Here is an 18,178-nt window from a genome sequence, read left to right as displayed (position 1 = left end):
CGGCGTCCCGTCAGGGCGGACCCGCCCCGCGTGCCCGCTCCTGCTCCAGGAGGCCGGGCAGATCCCGCAGCCGGTCGAGGCCCCGTACCGGCTGCGCCATGCGGTGGTTCCGGGCGAGACGGCCGCGGTGCCTGTGGAGGAAGGCCCAGTACCCGGCCGTGAACGGGCAGGCGTCCTCGCCGACCCGGCGGTCCGGGCGGTAGGGGCAGGGGCCGCAGAGGTCGCTCATGCGGTCGATGTAGGCGCCGCCCGAGGTGTACGGCTTGGTCGTCATCCGGCCCCCGTCGGCGTACTGCGACATGCCGACCACGTTCGGCAGCATGACCCAGTCGTAGCCGTCGACGAAGCTGCGGTGGAACCAGTCGGTGACGGCGGCCGGGTCCCAGCCGCGCTGGAGCGCGTAACTGCCCAGGACCATCAGGCGCGGGATGTGGTGGGTCCAGCCCGTGTCCCGGACCTGGCGCAGGGCCGTAGCCAGGCACCGGGCCGATACCGCGTCCGCGTCCAGCTCCTGCCACCAGGAAGGGAGTGCGCCGGTGTGCCCGAGGGCGTTGTTCGTGCGGTACTCCTCGCCGAAGTACCAGTAGAGGTGCCACACGTATTCGCGCCAGCCGGCGACCTGCCGGACGAAGCCCTCCACCGAGTTCAGCGGTGCGCCCCCCGCCCGCCAGACGGCCTCCGCCCCCTCGACGCACTCGGCCGGGTCGAGCAGGCCCAGGTTGAGGGAGGCCGACAGGAGACTGTGGCTCATGGTGCCGTCGGCGGCGAGCACGGCGTCCTCGTACGCGCCGAAGCCGGCGAGTCGGTGGTCCAGGAAGCGCCGCAGGGCGGCGAGCGCCTGCCGGCGGTCGGCGGGAAACGTCCGGGGGCCGTCGCGGCCCACGAAGGAGACGTCCCCGTCGCGTTCCCAGCGGTCGAGGTCGTGCCGGACCTCCCCGTCGATCGCGTCCTCACGGGGCCGGTACGGCGCGGGGGCGCCCAGGGTGGGGGCTCCGCGCGGTGGTGGGCGGCGGTTCTCGTGGTCGAGGTTCCAGGTACCGCCGACCGGTTCGCCGCCCTCCATCAGGATGTCGTGGTCCCGCCGGACGTGCCGGTAGAAGCTCTCCATGCGGAGCGTGCGCTGCCCGTCCGCCCACGCGGCGAACCGCTCGGGGCTGACCAGGAAACCGCGCGGCGGCAGCACGGTGACGTTGTCGAGTGACCGGACGAGAAGCAGCGCGGCCCGCGAGGTCGGGTGGCGCACCGTCACCCGGCCGTCGCCCACGGCCTTCCGCAGTCCTTCCGCGTAGGTGTCCGCCCGCACGTACGTCACCCGGTCACCGAGTTCGGCGGCGCGGTGCCGCATGGCCGAGAGGACCAGGTGGGCCTTGGCCCGGTGGAAGCGGCGGCGCTGGAAGACGGACCGGGCCTCGATCATCACCACGGGTGCGTCCCGGGCCGGACCGCGGTCGCCGGGTTCCAGGAAGGAGGGCCCGAGCTGGTCCCCGAAGAGCCAGTGCGTGTCGGTCATCGGTGGTCCGTCCTCATCCGTGGTCCGTCCTCATCCCCCGGCCCGCCGTCGGGCGCGGGGCCGCGCGGTCGCCCGGAGCTCCGCGCCCAACCGGGATTCGATCCCGGTGCCACGGCCGGATGCGGTCCGATCGGGTGATACGGCCGCGAGGCCACTGCCACCCGCATCCGGCGTGCGGGGGTCCCGCGAAGTAGTCACGGCACGCGGCGAGACGTTCGGTCCCGTCACCGCCCTCTCCCCGTCGGAGGCCCTCATGCCCCGTTCCCCGGAACTCCGAGGCCGTGTCGCGGTCGTCACCGGCGCCGCCCGAGGGCTCGGCGCCGCCCTGGCGCGGCTGCTGGCCGCGCGCGGCATGCGCGTGGCCCTCCTGGGGCGGGAGCACGCCAGGCTCGCCGCCGTGGCGGTGACGCTCGGCACCGAGAGCCACTGCGTGGAGGTCGACGTCACCGACGACTCCGGCATGGCGAGGGCCGCCGAGGAGGTGGCGCGGATCCTCGGTCCCCCGTCGGTCGTCATCGCCAACGCGGGCGTCGCGGAGGGCGGCCCCTTCGAGAGCTCCGACCCCGCCACCTGGCGCCGGGTCGTGGAGGTCAACCTGGTCGGCAGCGCGGTCACCGCGCGCGCCTTCCTGCCGGGGCTGCGGGCCACCCGGGGCTACTTCCTCCAGGTCGCCTCCACCGCCGCCTTCGGCGCCGCCCCGATGATGAGCGCGTACTGCGCGTCCAAGGCGGGTGCCGAGGCCTTCGCCCGCTCCCTGCGGGCCGAGGTGGCGTACCTGGGCGTCGGTGTGGGCGTGGCCTACCTGCACTGGACCGATACGGACATGGTCCGCGACGTCGACCGCCACACGGTCCTGCGCGAACTGCGCGGGCACATGCCCGCCCCCGCCCGCCGCGTGTACCCGGTGGAGCAGGTCGCGTCCTGGCTGGTCCGGGGGATCGAGGGGCGCCGCCCCTCCGTCTACGCCCCTCCCTGGCTCCGGCTCGCCCAGGCCGGGCGGCCGTTCTTCCCCGTCGCGGTGGACCTGCTCTCCCGCCGCGCGATTCCCCTGCTCCTGAGGGAGAACTCGTTCGAGCAGACCGGACTGCTCGGCACGGGCGGCCGCATCGAGGAGAAGTTGATCGACCGCTCCGCCCCCCGGGCGACGCGCCCCGACCGGGGCGAGTGACCCGGACCGGGGCGACCGGCCCGGCTCCCGCGGCGATGTCAGCCCTCGTGGCGAGGGCCTGCGGCGCCGGGATCCCCGAGTCCGGCCGGATCCTGCCGGAGCAGGCCGTCCGACCGGCGCTCCCCCTCGGCCCGAGCAGGCCGAGGGGGAGCGCCGGTGCGTGCGTCCTCGGGGCGGAGGCCCGGGCGGTCGACCCGGCGGGGAGAGCCGGCGGGCGGGCGCTGAGGTCACGATGCCGTCGCGGTGCGGTTTCCCACCTGACCTGCGGCGTTTCTCGCCTGCATCGATACGCAGGGAAATTTCGATGCGCAAACGATTCAAGTTGCGGGCGGGGTGCTGCCGGACGGAGCGTGAGGCCCACGGGGTCATCGAGGTCCCGGCCGCGCCGCTCGCGGCACATCCGGTGGACGCCCGCCGCCACCTGGAGGAGGAAGCGCCATGACCGCACCACGTCCGACCGGAGCCCCCGCCCCTTCACCGGCAGTCACGACCGGGGACGCCACCGGCGTGGACACCGATACCGACGACCGGCTCGCCCGGGGCCTGGCCGACGGCGACGAACAGTGCCTCGCCGCCGCCTACCGGCGCTGGGGGCCCCTGGTCCAGACCCTCGCGGCCCGCACCCTCGGTGACCCCCGCGAGGCGGAGGACGTGACCCAGCAGGTGTTCGTCGCCGCCTGGCGGGGCCGGGCCAACTTCCGCCCCGAGCGGGGCAGCCTGCCCGCCTGGCTCACCGGCATCACCCGACGCAAGATCGCCGACGCTCTGAGCGCCCGCACACGGCGGATCGAACTCGCGGCGAGCCTCGGTGCGTCCCTGAAGGGCGAGAGCCCGGTGCACGACGAGCCCGAGCGGATCCTGGACCGGGTGGTCCTCACCGAGGAGCTTTCCCGGCTTCCCCACGTCCAGCGGGACGTCCTCGAACTCGCCTTCTTCGCGGACCTGACCCAGACCCAGATCGCCGACCGGACCGGCATGCCGCTCGGCACGGTCAAGAGCCACGCCCGCCGAGGCCTCCAGCGCATGCGGCGCAGCCTCGTCGAACTGGCCGGCGCCGCCGGGGGCCGCTGACCGGCCCGTCCCGGAGGATCTGCGACGACCGGCAGCCGGGCGCCCGGCGAGCGTCCGGTCGATCCGGCCCCGGATCCGGTCCTGGGCCGCCCGCGGGCCGACCTGTCCGGTCGACCGACGGTTCCGAACCGGTTCACGGCCCGACCGCCCGGCAGACGGCTCCCGCAGGCCCGCCCCCGGGAGTGGCCGGGGCACGCGGGGTACCGGGCCCGGACGAGCGGTTCCGTCCCCCTGTCCCCCGCCCGCGCCGAGCGGGCGGCGCCCCGGCCCCTGAGCCGCCCGGGGCCGATGTCAGCGCCCGGCCCCGAAGGCCCCGGCGTCCCCGCCCTCCCGCTCGGTCGCATCCGCGAGGCCCTCGCCCTCCCCGTACAGCCGGGAGATCAGTGCGAGGGCCTCGCGCAGGCCGACGGGACGCACGGTGCCGGGCGCGGGCGTCCGGCCGAGCCAGCCGGGGCCCGCGAGGAGGACCTGGGGCGAGATGCGCGCTCCCCGCATCCCCAACGCCGTCCGCGCGACGCGTTCGGCCAGGGCGGGGTCGGCGGTGGACCGGGACTGGGACCAGAGGACGACGGCGGCTGGTCCTGACCGCCTGACCGCCGACTCGAGAGCCTCGGCGGGCACGGCCGCGCCGAGCATCATGGTCGGCACTCCGCGTTCGGCCAGGCCCGCGGCGAGCGCCTCCAGGGGCAGCGTGTGCTGCTCCGCGGGGACGCACGTCAGCAGGACCGGAGCCGCCGGGGAGGCGACCGCGGGCCCGGAGACGGCGGCCCGCCGCAGCGTCGTGGAGACGTGCCAGGAGAGCAGGTGCTCCACCTCGACGTACCGGTCGTCCGACGACTCCCACTTCCGGCCCACCGCACGCAGTGTCGGCGCCATGATCTCCTCCCAGGAGGTGACCAGGCCGTACTCCGCCAGCGCCGCCCGGAGCAGCTCTTCCATGGCGGGCGCGTCGAGCCGCACGGCGGCGCGGGCCAGCCCCCGGCACTCCTGCCGGACGTCTCCGAGCGGCAGACCGCTGCCGGCCGCCGGCCGCCGGGAGGGTGCGGCCGGCCCGGTGACGGCGGTCCGGACCGGAGCGGCGGCGGTCACGCCGGGGGCGTCCGGCGTGACCGCCGCCGCTGCGGAGCGCTTCCGCCGGGCGGCCCGGGCCGCCTCGGCGGGCGGGATCCCGGCGGCCGTGAGACGGCACATCTCCTCCAGCATCGCCACGTCCGCGGGGCCCCACCGGCGGTGGCGGCCGTCGCCGCGCTCGGCCGGCCCGATCCCGTACCGGCGGTCCCAGGACCGCACGGTGGTCGGGGAGACGCCGAGACGCCGGGCCAGGGCGCCCGTGGTGATGCCGGGACCGGTGTCGTGCACGGTCACCACCGGGGGGTGCGGAAGCGGTGCGGGCAGGTGCGTGCGGAGCCGGGGCGCGCGGTCAGGAGGGCCGTGCCTGGGCCGCCGTGGGAAGGCGGTGGGCGACGCCGTCGGCCAGCCGCTCGAACTCCCCGCGCAGGAAGGGCGCGGCCAGCCGTGCGAGGCCCTTGGAGATGAGCGGCGCACGGTACGTCAGCCGTGTCGCCTGGCCCTTGTCGGCGAACCGCAGGTCGTCCAGCGCCGTGACGGTCTTGTTCTCGCCGCGGAACACCAGGCGGAAGGGCTCCCGGACGAGGAGTTCGTACCGGAGCCCGGTCGTGCGGAACCGGGACGTGTTGCGCCACCAGGTGCCCCGCCGCACGGGCCCGTCGTCGAGCCGGACGCAGCGCACGGTGCCGGGGTCCCGCTCCCTGGGCACGGGCGAAGTCCTCCAGGTGGGTGATGGCCTGCGCCCCGGGTCGTCGCACCACGAGCACCCGCTCCACGCTGATCACCATACGGCCTCCTCCGCCTCCTGCCGGTCCGCGCGCCGGGACCGGTCATCCGGGGTTTTCGGCCCGGCACCCGGACCGGATGCACCCCAGGGCGCGGGCCGTGCTCGTCCCGGTGTGCCGGCGGCCGGCTCACCAGCCCCACGTGCCCGGACCGCCCTTGAAGGGGCCCTTGATCCCCCGGGTGATCCACCCGCCGTAGAAGTCGCCTTCCTGGGCGGTCACCGGCTCCCCGTCGACCGTGCATCCCACCGCGGACGGATAGAAGGCGAGGTGGCCGCGGAGCGCCTCGTACGGGTGGAGGGGGTCCTCGTAGCTCCACGCGGCGCGGGGGACGACGAGCCCTGCGACGACGACGTCCCAGTAGGACGCGGTGCCCTTCCACTCGCAGTGGGTGCGGTCGGGCCGGGGGCGCAGGAACTCCGCGTGCACGTCGCGGCGGGGCAGGTAGTACGTCGGAGGGTGGCTGGTCTCCAGGACCCGCAGGCCCGCGCGCGTATCCGCGACGATCCGGCCGTCCACCGCCACCGTCACGCGGCGGTCGTCGCCGACCAGCCGGGGCGGGCGCGGGTAGTCCCACACGCTCTCCGTCGGCCGGTCACCGGGCCGGGCCGGTGACCGGCCGACGTCCGCTTCTCCTGCGTCGTCCATGGTGCTCTCCTCGGCTCTCGTCATGGCTGCGTTGCCCGTCCTTCCGCTGCGCACCGGTCGGCGGATGCGGCGGGGCCGCCCGGCGGGTGCGGACGGGTGAACGGTTCGCGGGTGGCCGGTTCGGTGCATCCGGGCGCTCTCCGGGCGAGAAAAGGCATGGAAGCATCACAAAAGGTGCTTCGGGACATGTCCGTTCGCGTGCGGCCCGATCCGGTCGGGATCGGCCCCGGGCGACGGACGGAACCGCGGACAGGCAGGGAACCAGCTGTGCGACTCAAAGACGAACTTCCGGTGGACCACCATCTGGCCACCGTGTACCGCTGGGGCGCCGCCCTCTGCGGCTGCGTCCTGCTCGTGTTCGGCTGCCTCGGCTTCGCCGACGCGCTGAGCTCCTTCGACACCTCCGGCACGCGGATCGCCGGGATGACCACCAACACCGCGCTGAGCTGGATCTCGGTGCTGACAGGACTCCTCCTCCTGGCCGGCGCGGTCGTGGGCGGGAACATCGCCTCCACCGTGAACATGTTCGTGGGCGGCGCGTTCCTGCTCAGCGGCTTCTATCACCTGTTCGTGCTCGACCGGCCCGCCAACTTCCTCGGTTTCGGCATGACCAACGTGATGTTCAGCTTCCTCATGGGGCTGTTGATCCTCACGTTCGGCATGTACGGGCGGGTGTCCAGCAAGCTGTCGCACGACAACCCCTACTGGCGCAGGCGCCACCCGCGCGAGGCCGCCGCGGAGTCGCTCGCGCGCCGACGCCGCCTGGCCGCCGCGGCCCTCCCGTCCGGGGCCGCGCGCACCACGACGCCGACGCACCCCGGACCGGCCGGTCCGGGGGTCGTCGAAAGTCCCCCGAGGTGACCGCGGTCCTGGTCGTGGGGGCGACGGGGACGGTCGGCGGGCTCGCCGCGCGGGCCCTGCACCGGCGGGGCGCGTCGGTGGCCCTGGCCGGCAGGAACGCGGAGCGGCTCGCCGACCGGTCGCGGCTGCCCGGAGACTGCCCCCGGCGCGTTTTCGACGCCTACGATCTCGACGGCTGCGCGGCCCTCGCGCCCTGGGCGGCCCGCTCCCTGGGTCGCCTGGACCGGGTCGTGGTGGCCGTCGGAGTGGCGGGCTTCGGACGGGCCGAGAGCGTCGACGAGGCCGCCGCCGAGCACCTCATGACCGTGAACGCCCTGGCGCCGATGGCGGTGGTCCGGGGCGCCCTGCCGGTCCTGGAAGCCGGAGGCGCGATCGGCGTCGTGACCGGCGCGGTCGTCGACGTGCCCCCGCAGGGCATGGCCGACTACGCTGCGGCCAAGACGGCGCTCGCCACCTGGCTCGCCGTCGTCGGCAGGGAACAGCGGGCCCGGGGCGTCCGGATCGTCGACGTGCGCCTGCCGCACCTGGAGGGCGGGTTCGCCGCCCGGGCGGTGACCGGGGAGCCGCCCGCGCTCCCGCCCGGGGCCGACCCGGCGGAGGCGGTCGAACGGCATCTGCTCGCGCCCCTGACCGGGGCCCCGGACCGCCCGCGCTGAGCGTCCCCCGGGCTCCGACGCGCCCTCGGAGGACCGGGTGCGGAGCGCGCATCCGCCGGAGCACTCCGTACGGAAGAGCTTGCCACCGACACCTTCGAGGAGCGTCCAGCCCATGCGACGACGTCCGTCCGCCGCGGAGCGCGTCTCTGCCGTCCTGCTCACCACGGCCCTCGCCTCTCTCGCGCTCGTGCCCACGGCCACCGCGCGCCCGGACGGCCCGCCCCGCGCCGCCGGTACCGTCGGCCTCGGCCGCTACACCGGAACCTGGTTCCAGCTCGCGGCCCGTGCCGCAGTTGTTCGAGCTCCCAGTGCGCCAAGAACGTCAAGGCCGTCCACGGCGCGACCGGCCGTGGCGGGGTCGCGGTGACCAACAGCTGCGCGACCTGGCTGGGGGCCTCCAGCCGGATCACCGGTGAGGCGCTTCCCCTCGACGCGAGGACGGCTACCGGCACGGCACCGGGGCGAACTACGTCGTCGCCGGCCTGGGACCCGCGTACGGGTGGGCCGTGGTGACCAACGAGAACCGCATCTCCGGCTTCGTCCTGTCCCGCACCCCGCGGCTCGATCCGGCGCGGACGGCCGACGTCCTGCGCGCGGTCCGGGGAGCCGGACTCGAGCCCCGGGCCTTCCGCACGACCCGTCAGGACGGCGGGGACCCCGCCTGGCGGCTCGCCCCCTGACGGCCGGCCGGCGCGGCGGGCGGGCCGGCGCGTTGCTCCCACCGGAGCATCGGCGGATAGCCCGCCCCCGCCCGGGGGTAGCCCTCACCCCGGCCTACGCGCCCCGGCGCGCCGCCCCTTCTTCCCCGACGACCAGAGGAGACGTACCCCGTGCGCTGCGACGTCGCCATCATCGGGGCCGGGGCGGCCGGGCTGTCCCTGGCCTGGCGGCTCCTGTGCCCGCCGCGCGGAGCCGCCGTCCCCTCCGTCGTCCTCGTCGACGCGCCCCCCGGCCCGCTCCGGCCGCCGCCGCGCACCTGGTGCTACTGGGAGCGGGGAGCCGGCGAGTACGACGCCCTGCTCACGGCCTCCTGGTCCCGGGTACGGCTCCATGGCGGCGACGGGCGGCCGGTCCCGTGCGACCTGGGCGCACTGCGTTACAAGATGCTCGCCTCCGAGTCGTTCACCCGGGGCATCCGGCCGCGGCTCGCCGGACTGGTCCGCGTCGAGGCCGTCGCGGAGCACGTCGCCGACGGCCCCGGCGGCGCCTCCGTCTCCTGCCGCACCGCCGACGGCCGCGAGCGGCACGTCCACGCGCGCTGGCTCTTCGACACCAGGCCGCCCTCTCCCCTCCCGCCCAGCCGGGTGAGCCTCCTCCAGCACTTCAAGGGATGGTTCCTGCGCTCCGAGCGCCCCGTCTTCGCCCCCGACACCGTCGACCTGATGGACTTCCGCACCCCCCAGCCGCCGCAGGGGCTCTCCTTCGGCTACGTCCTGCCGCTGTCCCGGACCGAAGCCCTCGTGGAGTACACCGAGTTCAGCCGGGAGCCGCTGTCCGACGAGGCGTACGAGCGGGCCCTGCGGCACTACACCGCCACCCTCCTGCGGATCGGCGCGTGCGAGGTGCACGGCGTGGAACGGGGACGCATCCCGATGACGGACGCCCGCTACGAGCGCCGCACCGGCCGGAGCACCTTCCGCATCGGCGCCGCGGGGGGCGCGGTCCGGCCCTCCACCGGCTACGCCTTCGCGGCCGTCCAGCGCCAGACGCGCGCCGTCGCGGCCCTCCTGCACGCCGGCCGCGACCCCCTTCCGCCGCCCGCCTACCCCAGGCGGTCGCTCCTCATGGACGCGGTCCTGCTGCGCGGCATCGACACCGGCAGGGTCTCCGGGCCCGACTTCTTCACGCGGCTCTTCGAGAAGGTCCCTCCCGAGCGGCTCCTGCGGTTCCTCGACGGGGACACCCGGCCGTCCGAGGAGGTGCGCATCGGCCTGCGCACCCCCGTCCTCCCCATGCTCCGCACCACCGCGGAGCTGCCCTTCCTCGCCCGCCGGGCCTGAAGCGGCCCCTTCGTCACGAGAGCGGATCCCTGCCATGCGCGACAGCCGGAACGGCATCCCCGCACGAGGCCGCGACCGGAGGGCGGTCGTCCTGCCCGCCGCCGACGGACGGCTCAGGCCCCCGGACGGCCACCGGCCGACCTGCGCCGTCGTCGGCGGCGGGATCGCGGGGATCGCGGCGGCCACGATCCTCGCCGAACGCGGCGTCGCCGTCACCCTCTACGAACGGCAGCCCACCCTCGGCGGGCGCCTCGCGGGCTGGGCCGACCGGCTGGGCGACGGATCGGAGGTGACCATGAGCCGTGGCTTCCACGCCTTCTTCCGCCAGTACTACAACCTGCGCGGTCTGCTGCGCAGGATCGACCCGGGCCTCGACCGGCTCACCGGTCTGCCGGACTATCCGCTGCGGCACGGCTCCGGGCTGTACGACAGCTTCGCCCGTGTCCCCCGTACGCCGCCCTGGAGCGCGCTCGGCTTCGTCGCCCTCAGCCCCAGTTTCGGGTGGCGCGATCTCGGCCGCATGAACGCCCGGGCCGCGCTGCCGCTGCTCGACGTCCGCGTGCCCGACGTCTACCGGCGCTTCGACGGCATCAGCGCGCGCGCCTTCCTCCACGGCATCGGCTTCCCCCCGGCGGCCCAGCACCTCGCGTTCGAGGTGTTCTCGCGGAGCTTCTTCGCCGACCCCGACGAACTGTCCGCCGCCGAACTGGTGCTGATGTTCCACGTCTACTTCCTCGGTTCCTCCGAAGGACTCCTCTTCGACGTGCCGGACGAGCCCTACCCGCAAGCCCTCTGGGACCCCCTCGGCGCCTACCTGCGCGGCCACGGCGCCCGGGTCCTCACCGGCACCGGCGTCCGGGAACTGACACCGGCACCCGGCGGCGGGCACACCGTGCTGTCCGACGAAGGGCCCCGGCATGCCGACGCCGTCGTCCTCGCCACCGACACCGGCGGGCTGCGGGCGATCGCCGGGGCGTCCCCGGGGCTCTGCGACGCCCCCTGGCGTGCCCGCATCGGCGTGCTCCGCACCGCGCCGCCCTTCCTCGTCTCCCGGCTCTGGCTCGACCGGCCCGTCGCCCCGCACCGCCCTGGTTTTCTCGGGACCAGCGGATTCGGCCCCCTCGACAACATCAGCGTCCTCGACCGCTGGGAGGGCGAGGCCGCCCGCTGGGCCGCCCGCACCGGCGGCGCGGTGGTGGAACTGCACGCCTACGCCGTGGATCCCGCCGCCCGCCCCCGGGAGCTCTCCCGGGAACTGGTCGGGCAGCTGCACCGCGCCTGGCCCGAGACCCGGGACGCCGCGGTCCTCGACGAACGGCACGAACTCCGCTCCGACTGCCCGCTCTTCGAGGTCGGCGGGCACCGGAACCGTCCGACGGTCCACACCCCGGACCCCACCGTCACCGTCGCCGGGGACCTGGTCCGCACGGAACACCCCGTGGCCCTCATGGAGCGCGCCGCCACCACGGGTTTCCTTGCGGCCAACGCCCACCTGCGCAGGTGGGGGCTGCGCGGACAAACGCTGTGGACCGTACCCCCGGCCGGCCGCTCGGCCGCCCTCCGGTTCCTCGCCCGGGCGGCCGGCGAAACCCGGTCGCCCCGCTGAGCACCGGGCGGTCCCCGGTGCCCCCTACCCCGGGAACCGCCCCGTGCTCCGCAGCCGCCAGCGGCGCTCCGCGTACGCCAGGTCGTCGCGCCAGAGGCGGGCCGACGCCGACCGCATCGCGGGGCGCAGCAGGGGGGCCAGGGCCCGGGCCGCCGCGAAGCCCGTGCGGTCCGAGGCCGCCATGACGGCCTCCACCACGGCGGTCCGGGGGCGGGCGGCCCCCGGGGCGGTCAGCGGAGTGGCGTGGGTCTCGACGACGGAACCCATGCCCTCGCCCCCGGTGATGCGCATGGTGACGGTCCGCGGCTCCGGCGCCGTGAAGGCCGCTGTCACCGGCACCACCACGCGGCCCGCCACCTTGAACGACACCCGGACGACCAGGGCGTCCTCCTCGTCGCCGGTCCCGTCCGGCGGTACGGACAGGACCTCCAGGTCGACGAACGAGTACGGGTGCAGCCACGCGCCGTGCCACGGGTCCAGCCGGTTGGCGACGATGTCCTCGGCCTCGCAGACGCCCACGCCGGTGTGGACGGCCGTCACCGCCTCCGCGACGGGCGGCCTCGGCGGCACCATCGGGCGGTCCGTCGGCTCCTCGCCGCCGACCTCGTCGAGGCGCACCCAGACCAGTACCCCGTCGTCGTACGCGGGCCACGGCGCCCAGCCCGCGGCCGGGGAGCCGTCCAGGGCCAGGCCGTGCCAGCGGCAGATGAGCGTCCCGCACCGCACCACGCCGTCCTTCAGGGCAGCCCCGAGGTGGGGGCAGGCGCCCGGTCCGGCGCGCACGACGCCGTCGGCGTCGCGCCAGAGCACGACCTCCGTCCCCGCGACGGTCCGGCCCGTCGGCCGGTCGGCGCGGACGTCCCGGCCGGCCCCCACGACATACCAGTTGCCGGACGGGCGGGCCGTCGCCCGCTTCAGCGCCGCGGCGATCCCCGTCGGACGCGCCTGTCGCCAGGTCGCCCGCTGCTTCTCCCAGGGCAGCGGCGCGCGGCGCAGGCTCAGGGGCAGACGGTGCCGGTCGTCCCGGCGGCTCGGTTCGCTCACCGGGCGTCCCTCCTGGTCCGTTCGTGCGGCCCCGCGGCCCCGCTCCGGCCCACGGCCTCCTCCGGCCGGCCGTCGGGGCGGCCGGGGCCGTCCGTGCGGCCCGCCCGGCGTCCGCGGCCCGCGCCGCGCGCGGCCAGTGCCCGCGTGAGGCCCGGCAGCGCGATCGAGGCCCGCCGTCGTGTGCCGACCACCGCCCGTCGGTGCAGCACCGCGTACCCCTCCTTCTCGATGACCGTCAGGATCTCCTGGTACAGGACGAAGGCCGTGCGCACGCACGGCGCCGACACCGGGTCGAGCAGGTCGATGCCCGGTTCCGCCTCGCGGTACACGTCCCGGGTGAGGGCCGCGGCGGCGCGCATCGCGTCGGTGATGCGCGGGTCGCGGCAGCCGGTCAGTCTGCTCCACCGCAGCAGGTCCCGGTCCACCCCGGACGCGGCGAGCAGGTCCGCCGGCAGGTACACCCGGCCCCGGTCCAGGTCCTCCCCGACGTCGCGGAGGAAGTTCGTCAGCTGGAAGGCGGTGCCGAGCGATGCCGCGTACGGCTCGGCCTCCTCCCGCGCGCAGACGGTGCCCAGGACCGGCACCATCTGCAGTCCGATCACGGCCGCCGAGCCGTGCATGTAGCCGCACAGGTCCGCGTAGGTCGCGTACTCCCGCACGAAGAGGTCGCTGCGCATCGACCCGAGGAAGTCCTCGAAGTGGACCGCCGGGATCCGCAGGCGCGCGCGGGTGTCCGAGGCCGCTGCCACGGCCGGGTCGGTGACGGGTTCACCTCGCAGTGCCGCCTGCCACTGGGTCTCCAGCGCGTCGAGCGAGGCCGCCCGCTCCCGAGGCGTCGTGCCGGCCGTCTCGTCCACGATGTCGTCCGCGCGCCGGGCGAAGCCGTACAGGGCGTGGACCGCGCTGCGGCGGGCCAGCGGCAGGAGGCGCGTGGCCAGGAAGTAGGTCCTGCCGTGGCGGGCGTTGAGCCGGCGGCACTGCGCGTAGGCCGCCCGCAGCGCCGGATCGCGCACCCCGGCGGCGTCGAGCTCCCGGGCCGTCACGAGCCCTCCAGCCGGACGGCGGCGTCGGAAGCCGTGCGTCGGGCCGTTGTCCGTGGGGTCCCGGTGATCCGCTGGGCGGCCAGCTTGCCCGAGACGATGACCGGGGGCACCCCGACACCCGGGGTCGTCCCGCAGCCCGCGAGCACGACGTTCTCCGTGCCCCTGACGAGGTTCCTCGGCCGGAACGGCCCGGTCTGGGCGAAGGTGTGCGAGAGCGAGAACGGGGTGCCCGCGCTGTGCCCCTGGCCTGCCCAGTCGGCGGGCGTCACCAGGGACTCCTCCTCGATCGACGCGCCGAAGCCGGTCAGCCCCCGCCGCTCCAGTTCGGCGACCAGGGAGTCCCGGTAGGCCGGGGCGAGCTCGGCCCAGTGCGCCGGCCCCGGGCCGATCTCCGTGTTCGGGCAGGGCGCCAGGACGTAGTGCAGATGACGGCCGGGAGGCGCGAGCGTGGGATCCGTGGCCGTCGGGCGGGTGACAAGGAGGGAAGGGTCGGTCATCAGCTCTCCTGTTCTGGTGAGTTCGTCGAAGGTGCGGGACCAGGCGGAGCCGAAGAGCAGGGTGTGGTGGGCGAGTTCGGGCCAGGTGCGGTCCGTCCCCGCGTGCAGGATCACCGCGCTCGGGGAGTGCCGGGTCCGCAGCGGACGGCGGGGCGCGCGCCCCAGGAGCCGGTACGAGAAGGGGAGTTCCGTGGTGAGCACGACCGCGTCGCACGCGATCCGGGCCTGCTCCGTCACGACCGCCGTCACCCGTTCCCCCGCCCGTTCGAGGGTCGTGACCCGCTCCCCGAACCGCAGGGCGGCGCCGGCGCGGCGGGCCGCGTCCGCCATGGCCGTGGGCACGGTGTGCATACCGCCGCGCGGGAAGAACACCCCGGCGACGGTGTCCATGTAGGCGATCACCGCGTAGGCGGCCAGTGCCCGCGACGGGGGGACTCCCGCGTAGAGGGCCTGGAAGGAGAAGACGCGCCGGAGCCGTTCGTCCGACAGGAAGGACCCGATCGCCCGGTCCAGGCGTCCGAGCCCGCCGAGGGCGGCCAGCCGGGCCAGGTCGGGATGGAGCAGCTGTGTCGGCGAGTCGAAGTTCGCGTCGATGAAGCGGCGCTCCTGCACCGCGTACAGCCTGCCCAGCCAGGCGCGCAGGCGCAGATAGGCGTCGGCCTCGCGGGCCGAGGCGAAGCGTTCCACCTCGGCGGCCATGACGTCCGCCTCCGTGTGGACGTCGACGCGGCTGCCGTCCCAGAACCGCGCCCGGTACGCCGGGTGCAGCGGTACCAGTTCCACCCGGTCGTACAGCGAGTCCCCGACGGCCGCGAACGCCTGGTCCAGCAGGGCGGGCATCGTCAGGACGGTGGGCCCCGTGTCCATCCGGAAGCCGCCGAGCTCCATCCGGCCGGCCCGCCCGCCCGGCACCGGCTCACGCTCGACCAGCGTCACCTTCCGTCCGGCGCCCAGCAGGTGGAGCGCGGCCGACAGGCCCGCGAAGCCGGCTCCCACGACGACGACATGGTCCGTCCCGCCCCGCAGCCGCCTCATCGGCCCGCTCCCGACGCGGCCACCGCACGCCCGGTCGCCGCTCCGGTGCGCTCGCCGGCCCCCGCGTCGTCCCCGTCGGGGCCGCCCGCCGGGAGCGCGACGCCGCCGGCGTCCAGGAGGAGCCGCGCCAGGTGCTCGGCCGGTCCCGGCACCAGCTCCGTCTGCCGGAGGGTCCGCAGCGTACGCGCGCAGAGCCGGTCCGCCCGCTCGGCGACGTGGGCCCGGGCTCCGCAGGACTCCAGGAGCCCGATCACACGGCGCAGCTCCCGCTCGGTGGCGGCGGGGGAGCCGACCACGGCGTCGAGGAGACGGAGCCCTCCGGCGTCGCCGTCGCGGACGCACAGCGCCCGCGCCACGGCCATGAGATAGGTCGCCTTGCCCGCCCTGAGGTCCTCGCCGGGTGGTTTGCCGGTGCGCCGCGGATCGCCGAACACCCCTTGAAGGTCGTTCTGGAGTTGGAAGGCGATGCCCGCGCACAGCCCCGCCCGGTTCAGGCCCCGGAGCGTCCGGCTGTCGGCCCCCGCCAGGAGGGCTCCCAGCAGCAGTGGATGCACCGCGGAGTACCGCGCCGTCTTCAGGACGGCCGTCCGCATCGCCCGTCCGGCGGATCGCGAGCCGGTGACCTGCGTCTGGAGGTCCAGGTACTGCCCGGCGACCATCTCGGTGCGCATCACCCGCCACCGGTCGCCGAGACCGGCGGAGTGCGGGGTCATCAGGAGCACCTCCGCGAACGCGTCGTCCGCCCAGGCGAGGGCCAGGTCACCCGCGAGGACGGCGCCGGAGCCCCCGAAGCCCGCGGACGGCCCGTCGAGGCCGTCCGTGCCGTACTGGCGCTCCAGCGAGGCGTGGACGGAGGGGCTTGCCCTGCGGGTCCGGGAGCCGTCCATGACGTCGTCGTGGATGAGCGCGCAGGTCTGGACGAGTTCAACGGAGGCCGCCATCCGCAAGGCCGCTTCGGCCTCGTCGTCGCCGCCCCCGGCGGCGCGCATGGCCCACCACAGCAACTGCGACCTGCGGTGTCCGCCACCGGCCGCGAAGGCGGCCACCCGGCCGGCGATGTCCGCGGCGAAGGTCCCGTCCACGGTCCGGGCCTCGGCGACCCGGCGCCGGAGGAGGTCGTCGATCACCAGGGTCAGGGCCTCGGGGACGTCCCTGTCGATGGAAGGGGGGTCGAGAGCGCGCATGTCGGTTCCCTTGCTGCCGTGCGTCGGGCAGTGCGGTGCGTCTGGATGTTCCGTACCGCGGTCGCGCGCGGATGCAGCAGATCATGGGCCGACCGGGGATTCGCACGTGCCGGTGCCGGCGCCCAAGGCGACCGTGGCCGGCGTCGACGCGTCGGCCGGAATGCTCGCGCGCGCCCGGGCCAAAGCGTGGCCGAAGCGCGTTTCCTTCGTCCACGCCCCGGTCGAGCGCATGGCCGAGGTCGAGGCCCAGGGACCGTACGACGCCGTCCTTGCCGCGTACCTGCTGCGCCTCGCCCGCCGCCTCCTGCGGCCCGGCGGTCGCCTCGCCGTGCACGAGTACGGCCTCGGCGGACGGCCCGCCGACCGGCTCGTGCGGAAGGCCGTTGTGAACGGTCTCGTGAGGCCCTGGGCCCGGCTGCACGGGGACGCGGAACTTCTACGAGCACCTCTACCGCAGCGTGCCGGCCTTCGGCACGGCCGATGCCTTCACCACCCGGCTCCGGAGTGCCGGGTTCACCCGGGTGCGCTGCCTTCCGCAGCCCGGCTGGCAGACGGGCATCACGCCCGGCTCGTCCAGGAGTCGTGGAAATTCCAGCCCCAGCGGGCGGACAACACGGCGCTGCCGCGCCGAGGGTCGGCCTACGGGGCCTCGACGATGTCGAATCTCAGCTGGAAGTTTTCGCCGACCCGTTTGAGGACGCCGCCCTTGATCCGGTATTACGGGCTTCCCGATTCCTTCTTGATCTCGTTGAATGTATGCACGATGTTGCGGGTGGATTTGCCGTTCACCGTGCTCATCACGCTGTCGAACACTGTGTCGCCTTCCTCAAAGGTCAATGTGTCCGCGCCCTCGGGCAGCGCCCCCAGCACCTTCTTGGCCGCTTTTCCTGAGATGTTCTGTCGGTAGATGGAGCTCGGGAGGCTGTCCGGCACGTCTGTAACCTTTGTGCGATTTTCGAGCGCGGCCGCCGCCTGCCGTTTCAGCTGGCTGCCCGAGACGCCGTCCTGGTTCAGAAGCTGTTGCACCTGTGACCACTGGTGGATGAACGCCTCACTGGCTGTGTACTTCTCATCCGTGGCCCGGTAGTTCTCCATCATCACGGCGACAGCGCGGCCTCTGTCCTGGTCCTTGAGGACGGAGGACAGGACGAGGGCCTGGCTCTGGAGGGCAATCGGCGTGGCCATCCGCCCGCTTCGCCCCGTTATGTTTTTCGCGGTCCTGCAAGAGGGCCGCTGGCCTCCGGGCCCGGCATGACTGTTACCCCCTGTCGAAGGGATGGCATCGGGCAAGTGGCCCAACAGCGAGCCGAAACTTCGGGCCGTCTCCGAGAAACTCGCCGCGAAGTTCGGCACCGTCCTGGTGATCGTGGACCAGCCCGCCTCCATCGGCGCCCTGCCGCTGACCGTCGCCCGCGGCGCGGGCTGCCAGGCCTTCCACCTTCCCGGACTGGCCATGCAACGGATCGCCGACCTCTACCCGGGCGAGGCAGTGGCTATCACGTTCCACCGGCCGCCTCAGCCACACGCGTCCCACAAGTCGCAGTGGGAGGCTGCGTAGCGGGAACACATGGCTTGCGTTGTTCAGTGTTACCGTGAACGGCATGTCGGCCCGCCGCGTGATCTGCGATTCCGGCCGTGCGGTGCGCACGGTCCGGTTCGGGGTGGCCACTTTCCGACGCGGTTCCAAAGCCATGGACCGACGCCCCACGGGCCTGGTCTGGATCGAGAAGGCCGCCGCAACAGCGGCATCCCTCTGACGCTCATCGCTGAGACCCCCTTCGCTTAGGCGCCCTCGACGCGTACCCCCTGCGCCCGTAGACGGAGAGCAGCTGGGCCCGTCGCCGCGCAGCCGCCGCTTCGCCCCACAGCCTCGTATTTCCCTGGACCGCGTCGTCTTCGCTGTCCGTACCGCCCTGGAGTATTACCGTGATCACCGCCTCCGGCATCGAGCTGCGTGCCGGCGCCCGCATCCTCATCGAGTCCGCCTCCTTCCGTATCTCCA

The 18,178-nt window shown here is 74.8% G+C and carries 17 protein-coding genes and 2 pseudogenes; 10 read left to right on the top strand and 9 right to left on the bottom strand.

Translation table 11 applies throughout. The features are described 5' to 3' along the window. Nucleotides 1-10 precede the first annotated feature (10 nt). Nucleotides 11-1,510 (bottom strand): cryptochrome/photolyase family protein, encoded by a 1,500-nt coding sequence (locus ACWC97_RS32510; RefSeq protein ID WP_450653258.1) that lies wholly within the window; start codon nt 1,508-1,510, stop codon nt 11-13. Between the two features lie 253 nt (nt 1,511-1,763). On the opposite strand from ACWC97_RS32510, the gene ACWC97_RS32505 reads away from it, so the two are divergent. The 3 genes from ACWC97_RS32505 (at nt 1,764) to ACWC97_RS32495 (ending at nt 3,749) form a co-directional block, all read left to right on the top strand. Continuing rightward, nucleotides 1,764-2,678: an SDR family oxidoreductase gene (locus ACWC97_RS32505; protein ID WP_450653256.1), complete on the top strand. Its 915-nt coding sequence runs from the start codon at nt 1,764-1,766 to the stop codon at nt 2,676-2,678. A gap of 304 nt (nt 2,679-2,982) precedes the next feature. Then, nucleotides 2,983-3,120 carry a hypothetical protein gene (locus tag ACWC97_RS32500; protein ID WP_352280452.1) on the top strand — a complete coding sequence of 46 codons (138 nt, stop codon included), beginning with the start codon at nt 2,983-2,985 and terminating at the stop codon, nt 3,118-3,120. Next, nucleotides 3,117-3,749, top strand: coding sequence for a sigma-70 family RNA polymerase sigma factor (locus ACWC97_RS32495; RefSeq protein WP_352280451.1), 633 nt, complete (start codon nt 3,117-3,119; stop codon nt 3,747-3,749). The genes ACWC97_RS32500 and ACWC97_RS32495 overlap by 4 nt, the downstream gene beginning before the upstream one ends. 291 nt (nt 3,750-4,040) lie before the next feature. On the opposite strand, the gene ACWC97_RS32490 is transcribed toward ACWC97_RS32495, so the two are convergent. From ACWC97_RS32490 to ACWC97_RS32480, 3 genes are all read right to left on the bottom strand, one after another. Next, entirely contained in the window at nt 4,041-5,117 is a 1,077-nt protein-coding gene (locus ACWC97_RS32490) for a MerR family transcriptional regulator (RefSeq protein WP_450653253.1), read from the bottom strand. A 52-nt stretch (nt 5,118-5,169) separates the two neighbouring features. Further along, the gene (locus tag ACWC97_RS32485; RefSeq protein ID WP_450653251.1) at nt 5,170-5,526 is read right to left on the bottom strand and encodes an SRPBCC family protein; all 357 of its coding nucleotides are present in this window, start codon (nt 5,524-5,526) and stop codon (nt 5,170-5,172) included. 205 nt (nt 5,527-5,731) lie between these two features. Further along, nucleotides 5,732-6,250 (bottom strand): DUF427 domain-containing protein, encoded by a 519-nt coding sequence (locus ACWC97_RS32480; protein ID WP_352280448.1) that lies wholly within the window; start codon nt 6,248-6,250, stop codon nt 5,732-5,734. Nucleotides 6,251-6,517: 267 nt separating this feature from the next. Here ACWC97_RS32480 and ACWC97_RS32475 point away from each other — a divergent pair, with 267 nt between their 5' ends. From ACWC97_RS32475 to ACWC97_RS32455, 5 genes are all read left to right on the top strand, one after another. After that, nucleotides 6,518-7,111, top strand: coding sequence for a DUF4383 domain-containing protein (locus ACWC97_RS32475; protein ID WP_352280447.1), 594 nt, complete (start codon nt 6,518-6,520; stop codon nt 7,109-7,111). Further along, nucleotides 7,108-7,767, top strand: a complete 660-nt coding sequence (locus ACWC97_RS32470; RefSeq protein WP_352280446.1) for an SDR family NAD(P)-dependent oxidoreductase — start codon at nt 7,108-7,110, stop codon at nt 7,765-7,767. Before ACWC97_RS32475 ends, ACWC97_RS32470 begins: the two co-directional genes overlap by 4 nt. Nucleotides 7,768-8,273: 506 nt before the next feature. Next, entirely contained in the window at nt 8,274-8,447 is a 174-nt protein-coding gene (locus tag ACWC97_RS32465) for a lipocalin/fatty acid-binding family protein (protein ID WP_385212970.1), read from the top strand. Nucleotides 8,448-8,597: 150 nt separating this feature from the next. After that, nucleotides 8,598-9,767, top strand: coding sequence for a lycopene cyclase family protein (locus tag ACWC97_RS32460; RefSeq protein ID WP_450653247.1), 1,170 nt, complete (start codon nt 8,598-8,600; stop codon nt 9,765-9,767). Between the two features lie 34 nt (nt 9,768-9,801). Next, complete coding sequence (locus ACWC97_RS32455) at nt 9,802-11,373, top strand: FAD-dependent oxidoreductase (protein WP_450653245.1); 1,572 nt, start codon at nt 9,802-9,804, stop codon at nt 11,371-11,373. Nucleotides 11,374-11,397: 24 nt separating this feature from the next. Here the strand turns inward: ACWC97_RS32455 and ACWC97_RS32450 are convergent, their stop codons facing one another. The 4 genes from ACWC97_RS32450 to ACWC97_RS32435 are packed head-to-tail and all read right to left on the bottom strand — an operon-like array spanning nt 11,398 to nt 16,176. Further along, entirely contained in the window at nt 11,398-12,417 is a 1,020-nt protein-coding gene (locus ACWC97_RS32450) for a DUF5914 domain-containing protein (RefSeq protein ID WP_450653243.1), read from the bottom strand. Beyond that, nucleotides 12,414-13,460 carry a phytoene/squalene synthase family protein gene (locus ACWC97_RS32445; protein WP_352280442.1) on the bottom strand — a complete coding sequence of 349 codons (1,047 nt, stop codon included), beginning with the start codon at nt 13,458-13,460 and terminating at the stop codon, nt 12,414-12,416. The genes ACWC97_RS32450 and ACWC97_RS32445 overlap by 4 nt, the downstream gene beginning before the upstream one ends. Beyond that, nucleotides 13,457-14,992: a phytoene desaturase family protein gene (gene crtI / locus ACWC97_RS32440; RefSeq protein WP_352280441.1), complete on the bottom strand. Its 1,536-nt coding sequence runs from the start codon at nt 14,990-14,992 to the stop codon at nt 13,457-13,459. The genes ACWC97_RS32445 and crtI overlap by 4 nt, the downstream gene beginning before the upstream one ends. Next, nucleotides 14,989-16,176, bottom strand: coding sequence for a polyprenyl synthetase family protein (locus tag ACWC97_RS32435; RefSeq protein WP_450653241.1), 1,188 nt, complete (start codon nt 16,174-16,176; stop codon nt 14,989-14,991). The genes crtI and ACWC97_RS32435 overlap by 4 nt, the downstream gene beginning before the upstream one ends. Between ACWC97_RS32435 and ACWC97_RS32430 the strand changes: the two are divergent. Beyond that, nucleotides 16,151-16,444, top strand: a pseudogene (locus ACWC97_RS32430) (hypothetical protein); the annotation flags it as partial. The gene ACWC97_RS32435 and the pseudogene ACWC97_RS32430 overlap by 26 nt on opposite strands. A 449-nt stretch (nt 16,445-16,893) precedes the next feature. On the opposite strand, the gene ACWC97_RS32425 reads toward ACWC97_RS32430, so the two are convergent. Beyond that, nucleotides 16,894-17,361 carry a hypothetical protein gene (locus ACWC97_RS32425; RefSeq protein WP_450653308.1) on the bottom strand — a complete coding sequence of 156 codons (468 nt, stop codon included), beginning with the start codon at nt 17,359-17,361 and terminating at the stop codon, nt 16,894-16,896. A gap of 106 nt (nt 17,362-17,467) precedes the next feature. On the opposite strand from ACWC97_RS32425, the pseudogene ACWC97_RS32420 reads away from it, so the two are divergent. After that, nucleotides 17,468-17,665, top strand: a pseudogene (locus ACWC97_RS32420) (IS110 family transposase); the annotation flags it as partial. Nucleotides 17,666-18,178 lie beyond the last annotated feature (513 nt).

The organism is Streptomyces sp. NPDC001108 (assembly GCF_053598535.1).
This window is presented reverse-complemented; position numbering and strand designations above follow the sequence as displayed.

Bases quoted from the DNA above. Each gene is read 5' to 3' on its own strand.
- ACWC97_RS32510 (WP_450653258.1), bottom strand. From the start codon at position 1,510: ATGACCGACACGCACTGGCTCTTCGGGGACCAGCTCGGGCCCTCCTTC.
- ACWC97_RS32505 (WP_450653256.1), top strand. From the start codon at position 1,764: ATGCCCCGTTCCCCGGAACTCCGAGGCCGTGTCGCGGTCGTCACCGGC.
- ACWC97_RS32500 (WP_352280452.1), top strand. From the start codon at position 2,983: ATGCGCAAACGATTCAAGTTGCGGGCGGGGTGCTGCCGGACGGAGCGT.
- ACWC97_RS32495 (WP_352280451.1), top strand. From the start codon at position 3,117: ATGACCGCACCACGTCCGACCGGAGCCCCCGCCCCTTCACCGGCAGTC.
- ACWC97_RS32480 (WP_352280448.1), bottom strand. From the start codon at position 6,250: ATGGACGACGCAGGAGAAGCGGACGTCGGCCGGTCACCGGCCCGGCCC.
- ACWC97_RS32455 (WP_450653245.1), top strand. From the start codon at position 9,802: ATGCGCGACAGCCGGAACGGCATCCCCGCACGAGGCCGCGACCGGAGG.
- crtI (WP_352280441.1), bottom strand. From the start codon at position 14,992: ATGAGGCGGCTGCGGGGCGGGACGGACCATGTCGTCGTCGTGGGAGCC.
- ACWC97_RS32435 (WP_450653241.1), bottom strand. From the start codon at position 16,176: ATGCGCGCTCTCGACCCCCCTTCCATCGACAGGGACGTCCCCGAGGCC.
- ACWC97_RS32425 (WP_450653308.1), bottom strand. From the start codon at position 17,361: ATGGCCACGCCGATTGCCCTCCAGAGCCAGGCCCTCGTCCTGTCCTCC.